This window comes from Pseudorhizobium xiangyangii (genome assembly GCF_020531965.1).
GTDB classification, from domain to species: Bacteria; Pseudomonadota; Alphaproteobacteria; order Rhizobiales; family Rhizobiaceae; genus Neorhizobium; species Neorhizobium xiangyangii.
The window spans coordinates 84,967-100,624 of record NZ_JAJAWH010000016.1; the positions used below are offsets into that span (position 1 = coordinate 84,967).

The window sequence follows — 15,658 nt, forward strand, 5'->3', positions numbered from 1 at the left end:
CCGTGGGGTTGTCGTGAAAGCGAACCCGTTGCCGAAGGGTAGGCGACCTGCCCACCTCCACGACGATGCCAGAGATCGTTCAGGCAAGTCGCGCCTTAAGTGCTGCCGGGGCGGTGTCAGAGGGGGTCGTGAAGGGGGACGCATCCGACTTAACTCTGGGGGAGTAGGGAATGCATCCAACTTCACGACGACGGCGGAAATAGATTAGCCAAGTCATTCTTCAAGTCCTGCCAAGTAAGCAAATCTTGCACCCTCTAAGGCTGGCGATCATGGACGCGTCACACTTATCAGCGACTGAGCGACAGGACTTTTCATTGGGTCACCTGCAGCTGCCCGCCTCCTTGGGATACGGTAGAGGCTCTATATGCCGTGCCGGTGGATACGAAGCATTTCACGCGGAGACACTGTTTGGTCGCGCACAACAGGCGCATTTTGCTGTTGCAGATTTTGACACCGCTTGTAACATTGGCATCTCAACCGGAGCCGAACTTCTGAGCGTGTCAGGTTAGATATCAGTGCGATGAAACGGCATGGCGACTGAGAAAAGAAATATAGAAACAGATGGTTGCCATACTCGATCCAAAGGGAGCTGTCCCTGACCAGGCCCGTGGGCTTGGTCATATGGCGCCCACCTACGTTTGTAGGCACCCAGGATCGTAAACCTCCATCGGTTGCCGTGGATCGCGCTTCTTCACGCTCGTCCTGCCCTGCTCCACTTGACTTTCCGGGGATGCCGCCCGAGTTTCCCGCGACCTTCATAGACTTCGGGGACATATGCCTCTCACATCCGGAACATTCGCCCGCTCATCGATCCTGATGTTGCTGATCGGCGGTATCATACTTATTGGCATCGTGCTGTCATCGCTGTTCCAGGCGAGGATGACGCAATCCTATTTCGCGACCGTCGTAGAACTGCGCAATGCGCGATCCGCCTCGTCCGATATGTTTGCCCTGTTGCAGGCAGCCGAAACCGGCCAGCGCGGTTATCTCCTGACGCAGAACGAGAGCTTTCTGGAACCCTACCGGCGTGCCCTGACGGAAGTGGCGGACCGGATGGAGCAGCTGGAAGTTGCGCTTGAGGAGGAGCAGACGTTTGCGGGCTCTCTCCCGCGGCTCGGGCAGTTGATCGACGAAAAGCTGAAAGAGCTGACGCAGACCGTCGAGATGGCGCAGAACGGCGATGTTGCCGGTGCTATCGACGTTGTGCGAGCGGAATACGGCCGTCAGGTCATGGACGAGGCGCGCGAGCTGTTGCGGAACCTCATTCGGTCACTGGATGCACGCCTGAATGCCGGCATTGAAGAGCTGAGCTCCGCGTCAAACGCCATGCAATGGTTTGTGATCGGCGGAGGCATCGTCATGATCGCGGTCGTCGTCGGCGCAATCCTCGTCGTTGCGCAGCATGTACGGGAACTCTCCCGTGCGCGCTTAATCGTGGAGGAGCTGAATTCGGGCCTCGAGGAACGTGTCGAAGAGCGCACGGAAGACCTGATGCAGGCAAACCGCGAGATTCAGCGGTATGCCTATATCGTGTCGCACGATCTGCGCGCTCCACTGGTGAACATCATGGGGTTCACCAGCGAACTCGATGCGACCCTGACCGCGATCCGGGCCTACGTGCTGGCCGAAGGTGCGACGTTGACGGAGCAGCAGGTTCAGGATGCACGCCTCGCTGTCGAGGAAGACCTTCCCGAGGCGATCTCCTTTATTCGCTCTTCGACCAAGAAGATGGACGCTCTCATCAACGCGATCCTGAAGATATCGCGGGACGGTCGGCGGGAGCTGCGCCCCGAACCTGTCGACCTGGCCGAGTTGCTGGAACACACCGCGGCCAGCATATACCATCAGGTCGATGAAGCCGGCGGGGAGATCAGGATTGCGGTGGGCGGTGCGCGCGGCCTCGTGTCGGACCGCTTTTCGCTCGAGCAGATATTCGGCAATCTTTTCGACAATGCGGTCAAGTACCGTCACCCTGACCGTCCGCTCAGCCTAGCGATCCGTGCCATGCCAGCGCGGCGCAACGGGGTGCGCATTGAAGTTGAGGACAACGGAAGAGGCATTTCACCGGAAGACCACGAGCGGGTTTTCGAATTGTTCCGTAGGTCCGGAGTGCAGGACAAGGGCGGAGAGGGTATAGGGCTGGCCCATGTTCGCTCGTTAGTGAGAAATTTAGGCGGGGAGATTACCGTGACATCGACCTTGGGTGGCGGATCGACATTCATCATCCGACTGCCTGCGGATTTGTCCCAGTATGTCAGGAGTAACAGGTCATGAAGGCAGCGGCCAAAGAAGTCACCATCGTCATGGTTGAAGATGACGAGGGTCACGCCCGCCTGATCGAAAAGAATGTTCGTCGTGCCGGCGTCAGCAACGAAATAATTCCCTTCGTCAACGGCAACGCAGCGCTGGATTATATCCTTGGCAGCGACCGGTCCGGTCTTGTGGCACAAGATCGTCATTTGCTAATACTTCTCGATCTCAACCTGCCGGACATGTCGGGCATTGACATCCTGGAAAAGGTGAAGTCCAACGCACATGCGAAGCGGCTGCCGGTTGTCATCCTGACGACCACGGACGACGAGCGGGAAATCCAGCGTTGCTACGACCTTGGTGCGAACGTCTACATCACAAAGCCGGTCGACTATGACAGCTTCGCCCATGCCATCCGTCAGCTCGGTCTGTTTTTCTCAGTAATGCAAGTGCCGGGGCAATAACGGAACTGATGCCGCAAACCGTACTCTATGTCGATGACGATCTCGCGCTGGCAAGGCTGGCGCAGAAATATCTGGGGCGTGCAGGCTTCGAGGTAGTCCATGTAACGGACTCCTCGTCGGCTTTGGCAGCGCTGGACAACTGCGTGCCCAGTGCACTGGTACTCGATCATTATCTGCGCGGGGAAACTGGCCTCGATATTTTGCGGACGCTGAAGGAACGGAACATCGCGCTTCCGGTCATCTACGTGACCGGTTCGAGCGAGGCGACGATCGCGATCGAAGCGCTGAAGAACGGCGCGTCCGACTACGTTATCAAGACGGTGGGAGAAGAGTTCTGGCCGCTGATGGAGAGTGCTCTTCGTCAGGCGATCGCCACCTCCGAGCTGTGGAAGGCCAAGGAGAAGGCGGATCAGGAGATCCGACTAGGCAAGGAGCGGGCGGAAGTGCTGCTTGCGGAGGTCAACCACCGCGTCGCCAACAGCCTTGCGCTCGTGGCAGCGCTGATCCGTCTGCAGGTCTCCAACAGCAAGAGTGACGAGGTCAAGGGTGCCCTCACGGAAACCCAGGCGCGCATAACGGCGATCGCCGGCATGCATCGCAGCCTCTATACCTCCGATGATGTCCGTCATGTGGAAATGGACAAATATCTCGGGACGCTGGTTACCGAAGTCCAGAACTCCGTCAATATCGAGCGGCAGGGGCCGGTCATCCAGCTTCAGGCCGATTCTGTTTCGCTGACGTCCGATCGAGCCGTTTCCGTCGGCATGATCGTCACCGAATTGCTGACGAACGCGATCAAATATGCCTATCCCCCGGGCCAGGAGGGTGAAGTCAGGGTTCTTTTCAGGCGGCATGGGGACGACTGCGTGCTGCTGGCCGTTGAGGACGACGGGATCGGCTGGCGCGACGGCGAGGTCCCGAAGGGCACCGGACTGGGGAGCCGGATCGTCAAATCCATGGCGACGACCCTGGGGTCCGCGGTCCAGTATCAGCCGTGTTCTGTCGGAACGCGTGTCGAACTGGTCGTCAACCTGGAGGCGGCAACGGCTTCCTGACCGCCGAGCCATTGCAAATATGAAGTTAGGCCCCTATCATTTCCGCTTGGGTAAAGGCGCGTGGCCCCTCAAGCGTATCCCGACAAGGATGCGTGTCTGAGTCTCCAGGCTTTACGTGCCTGCGAGATCGCCAACGTAAGGCTTCAACCAATGATGCCTCTGCGTTCTCCGAGTTCCAACTGAGAGTTCCTCTTGTTAACTGAGATATTAATCGTCCTAGCCCTCACCGTTCTGAACGGCGTGTTGGCTATGTCTGAACTCGCTGTCGTATCCTCCCGCCCGGTTCGCCTCAAGCTCATGGCAGACCAGGGAAACCGGGGAGCCAGGATGGCCATGCAACTGGCCGAAGATCCGGGCCGCTTCCTGTCCTCAGTCCAGATCGGCATTACCCTTGTGGGTGTCCTGTCCGGTGCCTTTTCGGGCGCAACACTGGGCGCGCGCTTTGCCGGCTGGCTGAAATTGCAGGGTGTGCCGGACAACTGGTCGGATGCGCTCGGCGTTGTCACGGTCGTGATTGCCATCACCTATCTCTCTTTGATCGTCGGTGAACTCGTGCCGAAGCAGATCGCGCTTCGTGCTCCAGAATCGGTTGCCGCACGCGTGGCGCCGGCCATGACATGGGTCGCCAGGATCGGCGCGCCGCTGGTGTGGCTGCTGGATATCTCCGGACGCTTCGTCCTCGGCCTGCTTGGCCAGAAGGGCGAGTCGGCAGATCGGATGACCGACGAGGAAATCCGTACCGTTCTTGCGGAAGCGCAGAGTGCAGGTGTCATCGAAAACGAGGAATCGGCGATGATCTCCGGCGTGATGCGGCTTGCAGACCGGGCAGCGCGCGGCCTCATGACACCGCGCCGCGATGTCGAGGTCATCGATATCGAGGACGACGCGGAAGAGATCCGCGAGCAGTTGCGGCTGACGCAGCGTTCGCGGCTTCCTGTTCGCAACGGGAGTTCCGACGAGATCCTCGGCGTGCTCTTCGTCAAGGATGCCTATGAATTCATGGCAACCGGCAAGGGCTTAGACATTCGCTCGCTCATGCGCGAAGCGACGGTGGTGTCGGATCTGACGGGCGCCATGGACGTCATCCAGTCGCTCAGGCGCGCATCGTCGCACATGGTACTCGTCTATGACGAATACGGGCATTTCGAAGGGATCATCACCTCCGGTGACGTTCTCGAGGCGATCACCGGTGTCTTCCAGGAAGACGACGCGGAAGAGCCCGCCGTGACGGCCCGCGAGGATGGTTCGTTCCTCGTCGCCGGCTGGATGCCGATCGACGAATTCTCCCATCAGATGGGTTTCCGGGTTGATGGCCAGCCCGATTACGAGACAGTCGCGGGCTTCGTTCTTGACGAGTTGAAGCATCTTCCCGAACTCGGGGAGCGTTTCGAGCGACAGGGCTGGTCCTTCGAAGTGATCGATCTGGACGGTCGCCGAATCGACAAGCTGCTGGTCTGCAGGACGGAAGGAAAGTCGGATTGATACCCGCGAGCCAGCTCAAGGCTGAGCTGCGAGCGGGTCGTCTTGCGGCGCGGGACGCCATTCCGACCGACGAACGGATCGAAAAGAGTCTCGCCATCGCCGGATATGGCGAAAATACCGTGGGCTTCGATCCCGGCACGGTGATTTCCGGGTTCCTGCCCATTCGGTCGGAGGTCGACCTCCGGCCGCTGATGGCGACGTTTCGGACCAGGGGAGCGCGCATATGCGTGCCGGTCATCCTCGACAAGGTAAGGATCGTCTTTCGGGAGCTCGTGCCCGGCGCCGAGCTGATCGATTGCGGTTTTGGCACCTCGGCTCCGGGGCCGGATGCCGCCGTTCTTGACCCGCAGGTGATGTTGGTGCCCATGGCGGCGTTCGATCTGGCCGGGCATCGGATCGGTTATGGTGGAGGCTATTACGACCGCGCCATCGCCCGTCTTCATGAAAAAGGGCTGGAGCCCAGGCTGATCGGGATTGCTTTCGATTGCCAGGAAGTGGCATCAGTCCCCGCGGAACCCCATGACGTCCGGTTGCAGTCGCTGCTGACGGAAAGCGGGTTTCGGATCGTCGATACGTAGATTGGATAGGCATGCGACTTCTCTTCCTGGGTGATATGGTCGGAAAGACCGGACGAACGGCAGTCTGGGAAAAATTGCCGGGCCTGGTGTCCGACCTCCGGCTCGACTTCGTCATCGTCAACGGCGAGAATGCAGCGGGCGGCTTTGGCATTACCGAGGACATATTCCTCGAAACGATCAATGCCGGTGCCGATGTGGTCACCACCGGCAACCATGTCTGGGACCAGAAGGAGGCGGTCGGCTTTTCCGAGCGTCACGACCAGTTCCTGCGCCCGGCCAACTATCCCTCCGGAACACCCGGCCGCGGCTCCGGCATTTATTATGCGCGCAACGGCGCACGGGTACTCGTCGCAAACGTGATGGGCCGCGTCTTCATGCACCCGGAACTCGACGATCCCTTCAAGAGCGCCGAAGCCATCCTTGCGGCATGCCCGCTCAAGGAGCAGGCGGATGCGATTGTCTTCGACTTCCACGCGGAGGCAACCAGCGAGAAGCAGTGTTTCGGTCATTTCGTCGACGGACGGGCGAGCCTTGTCGTCGGCACCCACACGCATGTCCCGACTGCCGACTGCCAAATCCTCAACGGCGGGACCGGCTATATGTCGGATGCCGGCATGTGCGGTGACTACGACAGCTCGCTTGGCATGGAGAAGGAAGAGCCGTTGAACCGGTTCATCTCGAAGATGCCGAAGAGCCGTTTCGAGGCGGCGAGCGGTCCGGCGACCATCTGCGGGCTCGGGATCGAGATCTCCGACAGTTCGGGCCTAGCCGAGAAAATAGCGCCGCTCCGGATCGGGCCCCGTCTCGCCGAGACCGTGCCGTCGTTCTGGAACTGACACCCAGGTCCGGCAAATGACAGAAATGTGAGGTTTCCGAAGGGGAACCCGCTGGACCGTCCCTTGTGCTTGCCTCATCCTGCCGCCCTGCAACGGATCAGGGAGTGGCATGATGCTGCGGACGGTCGTATTTGCTCTTTTCTGCATGACGGCATCAGTCCTCAAGGCGCAGGATGCGCCAATGACGGTCAGCCAGTGCCAGGCGATCGCGCAGGCAGTTCCCGGCGCGAGTTTTGCAAGTTTCTCCTCCGGCAGCACTCCTCTTCCAGTCGTACTTACGCAGGCTGACCCGAAATCAGCCCTTGCGGACAGGGAGACGGTGGACATCACTTATGTCGGTCATTCGACCTATTTTATCGAAACCCCGGGCGGCATCGGCATCGCGACCGACTACAGCGGCGTCTACAAGCCGTCGCGCGTCCCGGATGTCATCACGATGAACAGGGCACACTCGACCCACTATACATTCAATCCGGACCCGGACATCGATCAGGTGCTGCCGGGCTGGAGCGACGTGCCGGGCGAAAAGGCTCGGCACAACGTCGTGGTCGGGGATGCCTATATCCGCAACGTCACCACCGACATACGGTCCTGGGGCGGCGGGTTCGAGGAGAACGGAAACTCGATCTTCATCTTCGAGGTGGCCGGTCTGTGTATCGGCCATCTGGGACATCTGCACCATGAGCTTACCGAGGGCCATTATACCGAGATCGGCCGGCTCGACATCCTGATGGTGCCGGTGGATGGGGGTTTGACGATGGGCGCGGACAGCATGAGCCGGGTCGTGGAACGGCTGAGGTCATCGCTGATCCTGCCGATGCACCAGCCATCCGGCCTCGACCGGTTCCTTGGCATGATGGGCGGAAAATTTGCCGTGACCTATGCGAGGGAACCGACGCTGCGCATTTCGATGAGGACGCTGCCGAAACGCCCGACGATCATCGTTCCGCTGGGCATGTAAGCGCGGTTAGCGAAGGTATTAACGGTGAGAGCCGCTTGAATCCGAGCCCCTTCGAAACTATAACGCGCCCATTCCGCGAAATTAGACCTGATCAGGGGTGCCATGGCTGGCCATTCACAGTTCAAAAACATCATGCATCGGAAGGGTCGCCAGGATGCGATCCGTTCCAAGATGTTCTCAAAGCTTGCGCGCGAGATAACCGTCGCTGCAAAGACGGGGCTGCCTGACCCCGACGCGAATTCCGCGTTGCGCCTGGCAATTCAAAACGCCAAGGCGCAGTCCATGCCCAAGGACAATATCGACCGGGCCATCAAGAAGGCCTCGGGCGCTGACGCAGAAAACTACGATGCGGTCCGCTACGAAGGCTACGGTCCGGGCGGCGTCGCTGTCATCGTCGAGGCGCTGACGGACAACCGCAACCGTACCGCGTCCTCCGTGCGCTCGACCTTCACCAAGGCCGGTGGCGCACTCGGCGAAACGGGCTCCGTTTCCTTCTCCTTCGACCATGTCGGCGAAATCACCTACAAGCTCTCGGTTGGCGACGCGGACGCGGTTATGGAAGCCGCCATCGAAGCGGGTGCCGATGACGTCGTGACCGACGAAGACGGCCACAGCATCATCTGCGCGTTCGAAAGCCTCGGTGAAGTCACCAAGGCGCTGGAAGCGAGCCTCGGCGAGGCCGAGACCGTCAAGACGGTCTGGAAGCCGCAGAATACCGTTCCGGTGGACGAGGAGAAGGCTCAGTCGCTGATGAAGCTCATCGACACGCTGGAAGACGATGACGACGTCCAGAACGTCTATTCGAACTTCGAAGTATCCGACGAAGTCATGGCCAAGCTCTCGGCCTGATATAAAGTCTGGGAGAGGGCGCTACAGCGCCTTCTCCATCAGCGGCAGGGTGGCGAACAGTTCCACCGACTTCAGCCGTGCATCGATGTCGTGGATCGGCATCGAGACGATTAGTTCGTCAGCGCCGGTCTCGCGCAGGAAATCCGACAACCTGGCTTCGATGCTCGCCGGTGACCCGACCGCCGCATAGCGAAGCGTGTGCTCGACGTTCATCCGCTCCATGTCCGACCACATGCCGTCCATCGTCTCGACCGGACGGGGGAATTTGCCCCGCACGTTGCGGCGAAGGTTGATGAACTGCTGCTGAGCCGAGGTGAAGTGCCTTGCGGCCTCTTCGTCGGTGTCGGCTGCAACACCCATGACGCCGACCATCACATAGGGCTTGTCGAGTACATCCGAAGGCTGGAAGCGCTCGCGATAGATGGCCAGCGCATCGATAAGCATGTCGGGCGCGAAGTGGGAAGCAAAGGCGTAGGGGAGCCCGAGAGCCGCAGCCAGATGGGCGCTGTAGAGGCTCGAACCGAGCAGCCACAGCGGCACGTTCGAGTTGGCACCGGGGATAGCGAGGATCGGCTGGTCCTCGGCCGGCTGTCCCAGCAGGCGTTGAAGCTCGACGATATCATGCGGAAAATTCTCGGCACCTGCCTCCATATTGCGGCGAAGTGCCCGGGCCGTGCGCATGTCGGTGCCGGGCGCCCGGCCGAGTCCGAGGTCGATGCGGCCCGGGAATAGTGCCGCCAGTGTTCCGAACTGCTCGGCGATCACCAGTGGCGAGTGGTTCGGCAGCATAATTCCACCGGAGCCGACACGGATGCGGTTCGTCGCGGCAGCAACGTGACCAATCACCACCGAGGTTGCAGCACTTGCAATGCCCGGCATGCCGTGGTGTTCGGCGAGCCAAAGGCGATTAAAGCCGGAGGCCTCCGCCTGAATGGCCATGCGACGGGACTGGTCGAGCGCGTCACGAACCTCCAGCCCTTCGGGAACCGGCGAGAGATCAAGAATGGAAAAGGGAATCATGGGGAAATCCTGAGGGGTATCGGGCGGATCGAATTACCCATGTAGGCATTCGATCCGCCAATACGAGAGCCAGGTGGACATCGCCGGGCGGCGATGTCGTGTCGGATCAGGTTTTCACCAGCCGCAGGTGCGAACGGGTGCCCGGCGGCGATGGGCTGGTCGGTGGGGTAAGGACCCTGACTGGCGTAAAGCGGCCCGCCTGCCGTTCGATTTCCGCCGCGGCCCGATCGATCGCATCGAGATGTGTTCCCGGCGACGTGTCGCCGGTTTCCACGTCCGTGTTTCTGCGAGTGGTCGATGCCAGGTCGGTGCGAAGGGCATTCAGAAAAGCTTCCTGCCGCTGCGATATTTCGCCAAGCGCCTGGACCTGGGAATCGGCTGCCTCGACATAGAGATCCAGCGCGTCGAATTCGCGACTTAGCTGATCTGCAGCTTCCGCTGCCGATACCGAAGATCCCAGAGCGTGGTCGGTTGCTTCGCTGATCGCCTCGACGGTCGAGCCGATCTGCTGGGTCAGGGTATGGAGGCTCTTGGCGTGACCAAGTGCTTCCTGGCCCGGGTCACCCTCGTGCGCGGCATTGACGCCTCCGTTCAGGGCGATGAGCGATGCCTCCCGCAGCATCGACTTCGCATCCTCAACCAGACCCTTCAACTGAGCCAGGGACTGGCAGGTTTGCTGCACGTCCTTGTTGACCTTGAAGGCCGCCAGCTTCGGTCGATCCAAGTCGAGGCGGGCATTATGAAGAATTGTCGAAATGTGGTCGGCATGGGTGGATTGGGTGCGGCTGGCATCCGCTGCGCCGGCCAGGCCGGCGACGGTGCTGGCAACGACCAACGACCGTTGCTCCTCGTCGTCCGCAATTTGCTTCAGTCCCTCCCGCAGGTCTGCGGATTCGGCGCGGAGCTCACGCGTGCGGCTGAGTATCCCGTCGATCGTCGTGCTGACCGATGCGAGGCCGCGGTTGAAATCCTTCCTCATGCCGTCGAGGGACCGGGGAAACGGTGCGTCCAGGTTCTGATGTATGTCGCCAGTGGCAAGTCTGCGAAGACTGCTGTCGAGAGCATCGGCCACGGCTCGAAGTTCCAGCAGTTCGCTTTCGAGTCTGTCTCGATCTCGCATGTCGGCCTCCTCATGATTCCGTATGCGTAAGGTTCTGACGACGTAATTCGTCAGCGGGAAGAGTGTTGCACATGAGTATGCGCTTTTGCACGAGACTCGGCCGTTAGGGTTAACGGGCGGTTCATGCCGGAAGTGCGGTTTGTTTTTGTTTTGTTCACTTCCGCGTGGCACTCCTTTTCCTTGAAGGATAGGGTGGCCGGCATGACAGACGCGATTCGCATCATTGGTATCGATCCGGGCCTGCGCCGCACCGGCTGGGGGGTCATCGAGACGCTTGGCAACAGCCTCCGCTTCGTGGCCTCGGGCACAGTGACCTCCGATGGAGACCTGGATCTGGCCTCCCGGCTCTGCCAGCTGCACGATGGACTGGCCGAGGTCGTGCATGCCTATCAACCGGATGAGGCGGCGGTCGAGCAGACCTTCGTCAACAAGGATGCGGTGGCGACGCTGAAACTGGGGCAGGCCCGTGGCGTCGTGATGCTGGTGCCCGCGCGTGCCGGTCTGCGGGTGTCGGAATATGCGCCCAATGCGGTGAAGAAGGCCGTGATCGGCGTCGGGCACGGTGAGAAGAAGCAGATCCACATGATGCTGAAGATCCTCATGCCAAAGGCCGAGTTCAAGGGCGATGATGCCGCCGATGCGCTGGCGATTGCCATCTGCCACGCCCACAACCGCGGCGGCGAGCGGATGCGGAGGGTGTTGGCCGGCGCATAGGATGTTCTTGACTTGTTCCGGAAGTAAGGATATTTCTTACATAGAAGGAGAAAGCCATGCGCGTGACATCGAAAGGGCAGGTGACAATCCCTCGCGACCTGCGGGAATTGACTGGCATCGAGCCCAATTCCGAGGTTGTTTTCAGCATCGAGAACGGCCGGTTGACGGTTGCTCCGAAGAATGACCCGAGGCGAGAGCAGGAACGCGAACGGCTTGATGGCCTCATGAAGACGCTGAAACGTCTGGAAGGTACGGGCGATCCGGAGATGGATGCCGAGGCTCTGATGCGCATGACGCGGGATCGATAGCCTTGGCGGTTCTTGTCGATACGAACGTGCTGGTGGATATCGCGGTGCGCGATCCGGTCTGGCTGTCCTGGTCCCGCAGCATGCTTGCTCGAGTTGGGAACAGTGAGCCGCTGACGATCAACCCGATTATCTACGCAGAGTTTTCAGTTCGATACGACGATATCGACGCAGTGGACTATCTGTTGCCCGAGCGGGAATTTCGGCGTGAAAGCCTTCCGTGGGCCGCCGCATTTGCCGCGGGCGCCGCGTTTCGAGTGTACCGCAACGGCGGAGGCGCGCGCGACCGCGTGCCGCCCGACTTTTTGATCGGGGCCCATGCAGCCATTCGAGGTTATGCGATCCTGACACGTGATCCGAAGGGCTATCGCTTATATTTTCCGGACGTGCCCCTGATCACTCCCGAAACCCATCCCTTGAATTCCTAGTTGGCGGACACATTCCATGATCGGCAAGCTCAAAGGTACCATTGACGAGATCGGCGACGACTACGTCCTCGTGGACGTGCATGGCGTCTGCTACGAAGCGTTCTGTTCGGCGCGCACCCTGTCGCGCATGGGTTCAGCGGGAGAGGCGATTGTCCTCTTCATCGAGACCTACGTCCGCGAGGACCAGCTGAAGCTCTTCGGCTTCCTGTCGGCGCTGGAACGTGAGTGGTTCAACCTGCTTCAGAGCGTTCAGGGCGTTGGCGCCAAGGTGGCGCTGGCGGTGCTGTCAACGCTGACGCCGTCGGAGCTTGCCAACGCCATCGCGCTGCAGGACAAGACGGTGGTATCGCGGGCGCCGGGTGTCGGCCCGAAGGTTGCGGTTCGGATCGTGACCGAGCTAAAGAACAAGGCGCCGGCGTTTGCCGGAGATGCCGCCGGCACGATTGGTTTCAAGCAGGAACTCGGCGAAGGCGTCGCCTCCGCTCCGGTGTCCGATGCCGTATCGGCACTCACCAATCTCGGCTATTCGCGCGATCAGGCGGCAAATGCCGTCGCGGCTGCGATGAAGACGGCGGGTGAGGGGGCTGACAGCGCCAAGCTGATCCGGTTCGGGTTGAAGGAACTGGCGCGGTAGCAGAGCCGTACGTGTCAAAGCAGTCGCCTTCGTGTATTGATCGACAAGAGTTTCGAACGGAAATGAACTGATGAATGATGCCGCTCGCCTGATATCGCCGGAAAAGCGGGGCGAAGACCTGGACACGACGCTTCGCCCGCAGTCGCTGGACGAATTTACCGGCCAGGCCGAGGCGCGTGCCAATCTGAAGGTTTTCATCGAGGCGGCGAAGAACCGCGGTGAGGCGCTCGATCACGTCCTGTTCGTCGGACCGCCGGGGCTTGGCAAGACGACGCTGGCGCAGATCATGGCGAAGGAATTGGGCGTGAATTTCCGCTCGACCTCCGGTCCGGTGATCGCCAAGGCGGGAGACCTCGCTGCACTCCTGACCAATCTCGAAGAGCGCGACGTGCTCTTCATCGACGAGATCCACCGGCTCAATCCGGCTGTCGAGGAAATCCTTTATCCGGCGATGGAGGATTTCCAGCTCGACCTCATCATCGGCGAGGGGCCGGCTGCCCGTTCCGTGAAAATCGACCTGTCGAAGTTCACGCTGGTTGCGGCGACAACGCGCCTCGGCCTCCTGACCACGCCGCTGCGCGACCGCTTCGGCATTCCGGTGCGGCTTTCCTTCTACACGGTCGAGGAGCTCGAGCTGATCGTCCGGCGCGGTGCGCGGATGATGGGCCTTGGCATGACTGACGACGGTGCCCGCGAGATCGCCCGGCGCGCGCGCGGTACGCCGCGTATCGCGGGGCGGCTTCTGCGGCGCGTGCGCGACTTCGCCGAAGTGGCGCGGGCGGAAGCGGTTACCAGGGAAATCGCGGACCAGGCTCTGACCCGACTGCTGGTCGACAACATGGGCTTCGACCAGCTCGACAAGCGCTATCTCAACATGATCGCGGTAAATTTTGGTGGCGGGCCGGTCGGGATCGAGACGATCGCTGCAGGTCTCTCGGAGCCGCGCGATGCGATCGAGGATATCATCGAGCCCTACATGATCCAGCAGGGCTTCATCCAGCGCACGCCTCGCGGCCGGGTGCTGACGGCGAATGCCTGGAAGCACCTCGGCCTGCAGCCGCCCAAGGATCTCGAAGCGGCGCAGTTCAGGATCAGTTTCGACGATGAGTAAGAAGGACAAGGTGCAAGACCTGCGACTTCGGATGAAGCTGAAGCCGAAGCGCATCTTCCAGATGCGGATTGCGGGTCTGGCGTTTCGGGATGGCCATCTGCTGGTACATCGCGCGAGACACGAAGCGTTCTGGACCCTGCCGGGCGGACGGGCGGAGTTCGGCGAGGAAAGTGCGCAGACGCTGCATCGGGAAATGATCGAGGAACTGGGCGTCGAGGTGACCGTCGGCCGGCTGTTGTGGGTGGTGGAGAACTTCTTCCACTATGAGGACCGTGACTGGCACGAACTCGGCTTCTACTATCTCATGGAGCTGCCCGAGAGCTTCCCGTTTCATTCGACCGATATCGTCCATCGCGTTGTCGATACGCATGAGTTGGAATTCAAGTGGGTGCCGGCGACGACCGAAGCCTTGAAGGCTCTTGATATCCCGCCTTACTTCATCGCTGACGAAATAGAGACCTTGCCGGCATCGACCCGCCATGTCGTCTGGCACGACAATAATCTCGATTCCGAGGCATCGCGGAAAGCCTTCCGGCGCTGACGAAGAGCGAAAGTCGCCGGTGTTTGTGCCGGAGCGGCAACGGCGCGCCGCTCCGACAGAAGGTTACTTGCTGGAATGAAGGACTTCATCCGCTGCGCTCAACAGGTTTGCGTCCACCTCGTACTCATCCGTGAGGTGCAGCGTGCCATCGGCGCATTCGAACCATTCTCCCTGAGATTTGGTCGCCTTCTGAAGTCGGGCGAGGGTGTCCGGGCTCAGCGTGTCTCCGCCCAGAGGCTTGATCCTCTCACCGAGAAAATCCTCCAGCCATCGAGCGTTTGTGGGTGAGACCGCAGCTGCTGCAACCTCTGGGTTGGTGGTGAAATAGCCCTCGATGGCTTGGTTTGTGGGGGCGATGACGAGCAGCTTCACGGTGCTGTCGTCAAAGCCCTTGATGGCTCCGGAATTCCGGAGCGCGGCCAGGAAGGTGTCGGAGCGCCCCTGCGTTCCTGGAGTTGCACCTAATTCTGTCAGGCGTTCAAGGATGGTGGGAAGCTTCGCTTTTGTAGCGATCGCGGGCTCCTCCGGCTGATAGCGAAGCGCGATAGGCGTATCGAACCACCGCTTCCGTATGCCTCGCGTCCAGTTGTATTCGAAATCGACGATAAACGTACCTTCAAGCGCCGGTATTTTTCCCTGGGGGAGTTCAAAGATCACCGCCGGGTTCCAGAGGTAGCCTGCATAGGACGGTTTGGCGGGGTTCGGCGGGATGGCAGAGCTGATCCAGCCGACGCCGGGAAGGCTCGTGTTCCAGGATATGGATCTCGTCGCGGGGCGAGCAGCAAACGAAACTTCGGATGCCGTGAAGCTCACGCCGACGCTCGCGCTCAGGGATCCTCCTCCCTTGCCTCCTTCCGATCCACCCTCGCCGCTCAACTCCCCGCCGACCGAGAAACTGATTGTCGCCTGCTCGACCGTGCTGTTGGGGCCGAATGTCAGCACCCTCGCATCGGGTGTGGTGCATCGGAGCTCAAGGTTCATGTAATTGGCATAGAACCCTACCGAAACCCAGTTGGCGGACGGGTTGGCGGGAGATCCCTGAATGCCGTGATAGGTGTCGCCCACGACCAGGTAATAGTCTTTGAGTTGGCTTTGATCGCCTTGCTGCAGTTTATAAACTCCAAGGATTGCTGCGGCCGTCAGTGTCTGGTTCTTGGTGGGCACGCTTCCCCAACCATAGTTTTCCCCGCCGTTACCGGTCCACGTGCCGTCCAGGTGGCCAACCAGCTTCCAGACATCCGGATTGAGAGTTTCAATGGGCATTGATGCTTCTCCCTATCGAGTACCGTGAACCAGCCACGGCGCCGGTG

General features: G+C 60.5%; 17 protein-coding genes. 14 read left to right on the forward strand and 3 right to left on the reverse strand.

The features are described 5' to 3' along the window. Window positions 1-774 precede the first annotated feature (774 nt). The 8 genes from LH464_RS15660 (at window position 775) to LH464_RS15695 (ending at window position 8,475) form a co-directional block, all read left to right on the forward strand. Window positions 775-2,274, forward strand: coding sequence for a sensor histidine kinase (locus tag LH464_RS15660; protein WP_226787331.1), 1,500 nt, complete (start codon window positions 775-777; stop codon window positions 2,272-2,274). Further along, on the forward strand, window positions 2,271-2,714 hold the full coding sequence (locus LH464_RS15665; protein WP_226787332.1) for a response regulator: 444 nt from the start codon (window positions 2,271-2,273) through the stop codon (window positions 2,712-2,714). The genes LH464_RS15660 and LH464_RS15665 overlap by 4 nt, the downstream gene beginning before the upstream one ends. An 8-nt stretch (window positions 2,715-2,722) precedes the next feature. Then, window positions 2,723-3,769, forward strand: coding sequence for a sensor histidine kinase (locus LH464_RS15670; RefSeq protein WP_226787333.1), 1,047 nt, complete (start codon window positions 2,723-2,725; stop codon window positions 3,767-3,769). Window positions 3,770-3,961: 192 nt separating this feature from the next. Continuing rightward, complete coding sequence (locus LH464_RS15675; protein ID WP_226787334.1) at window positions 3,962-5,251, forward strand: hemolysin family protein; 1,290 nt, start codon at window positions 3,962-3,964, stop codon at window positions 5,249-5,251. Continuing rightward, complete coding sequence (locus tag LH464_RS15680; protein WP_226787382.1) at window positions 5,251-5,829, forward strand: 5-formyltetrahydrofolate cyclo-ligase; 579 nt, start codon at window positions 5,251-5,253, stop codon at window positions 5,827-5,829. Before LH464_RS15675 ends, LH464_RS15680 begins: the two co-directional genes overlap by 1 nt. 11 nt (window positions 5,830-5,840) lie before the next feature. Next, on the forward strand, window positions 5,841-6,665 hold the full coding sequence (locus LH464_RS15685; RefSeq protein WP_226787335.1) for a TIGR00282 family metallophosphoesterase: 825 nt from the start codon (window positions 5,841-5,843) through the stop codon (window positions 6,663-6,665). 109 nt (window positions 6,666-6,774) lie between these two features. Continuing rightward, complete coding sequence (locus LH464_RS15690; protein ID WP_226787336.1) at window positions 6,775-7,626, forward strand: MBL fold metallo-hydrolase; 852 nt, start codon at window positions 6,775-6,777, stop codon at window positions 7,624-7,626. Window positions 7,627-7,728: 102 nt separating this feature from the next. After that, window positions 7,729-8,475 carry a YebC/PmpR family DNA-binding transcriptional regulator gene (locus tag LH464_RS15695; protein WP_226787337.1) on the forward strand — a complete coding sequence of 249 codons (747 nt, stop codon included), beginning with the start codon at window positions 7,729-7,731 and terminating at the stop codon, window positions 8,473-8,475. A 21-nt stretch (window positions 8,476-8,496) separates the two neighbouring features. Here the strand turns inward: LH464_RS15695 and LH464_RS15700 are convergent, their stop codons facing one another. Next, window positions 8,497-9,495: an LLM class flavin-dependent oxidoreductase gene (locus LH464_RS15700; RefSeq protein ID WP_226787338.1), complete on the reverse strand. Its 999-nt coding sequence runs from the start codon at window positions 9,493-9,495 to the stop codon at window positions 8,497-8,499. A gap of 106 nt (window positions 9,496-9,601) precedes the next feature. Then, the gene (locus LH464_RS15705; RefSeq protein ID WP_226787339.1) at window positions 9,602-10,615 is read right to left on the reverse strand and encodes a methyl-accepting chemotaxis protein; all 1,014 of its coding nucleotides are present in this window, start codon (window positions 10,613-10,615) and stop codon (window positions 9,602-9,604) included. A gap of 201 nt (window positions 10,616-10,816) precedes the next feature. Between LH464_RS15705 and ruvC the strand changes: the two genes are divergently transcribed. The 6 genes from ruvC (at window position 10,817) to LH464_RS15735 (ending at window position 14,348) form a co-directional block, all read left to right on the forward strand. Continuing rightward, window positions 10,817-11,329, forward strand: a complete 513-nt coding sequence (ruvC, locus tag LH464_RS15710) for a crossover junction endodeoxyribonuclease RuvC (RefSeq protein WP_226787340.1) — start codon at window positions 10,817-10,819, stop codon at window positions 11,327-11,329. 56 nt (window positions 11,330-11,385) lie between these two features. Beyond that, window positions 11,386-11,637, forward strand: a complete 252-nt coding sequence (locus tag LH464_RS15715; protein ID WP_226787341.1) for an AbrB/MazE/SpoVT family DNA-binding domain-containing protein — start codon at window positions 11,386-11,388, stop codon at window positions 11,635-11,637. A 2-nt stretch (window positions 11,638-11,639) separates the two neighbouring features. Then, window positions 11,640-12,062, forward strand: a complete 423-nt coding sequence (locus LH464_RS15720) for a type II toxin-antitoxin system VapC family toxin (RefSeq protein WP_226787342.1) — start codon at window positions 11,640-11,642, stop codon at window positions 12,060-12,062. A gap of 16 nt (window positions 12,063-12,078) precedes the next feature. After that, a complete protein-coding gene (gene ruvA, locus LH464_RS15725; protein ID WP_226787343.1) occupies window positions 12,079-12,696 on the forward strand; it encodes a Holliday junction branch migration protein RuvA in 618 nt (205 codons plus the stop codon). Window positions 12,697-12,766: 70 nt separating this feature from the next. Continuing rightward, window positions 12,767-13,807, forward strand: coding sequence for a Holliday junction branch migration DNA helicase RuvB (gene ruvB, locus LH464_RS15730; protein ID WP_226787344.1), 1,041 nt, complete (start codon window positions 12,767-12,769; stop codon window positions 13,805-13,807). A 31-nt stretch (window positions 13,808-13,838) separates the two neighbouring features. After that, on the forward strand, window positions 13,839-14,348 hold the full coding sequence (locus tag LH464_RS15735; protein ID WP_390624992.1) for an NUDIX hydrolase: 510 nt from the start codon (window positions 13,839-13,841) through the stop codon (window positions 14,346-14,348). Between the two features lie 63 nt (window positions 14,349-14,411). Here the strand turns inward: LH464_RS15735 and LH464_RS15740 are convergent, their stop codons facing one another. Beyond that, the gene (locus LH464_RS15740) at window positions 14,412-15,611 is read right to left on the reverse strand and encodes a hypothetical protein (RefSeq protein ID WP_226787346.1); all 1,200 of its coding nucleotides are present in this window, start codon (window positions 15,609-15,611) and stop codon (window positions 14,412-14,414) included. Window positions 15,612-15,658: the final 47 nt, after the last annotated feature.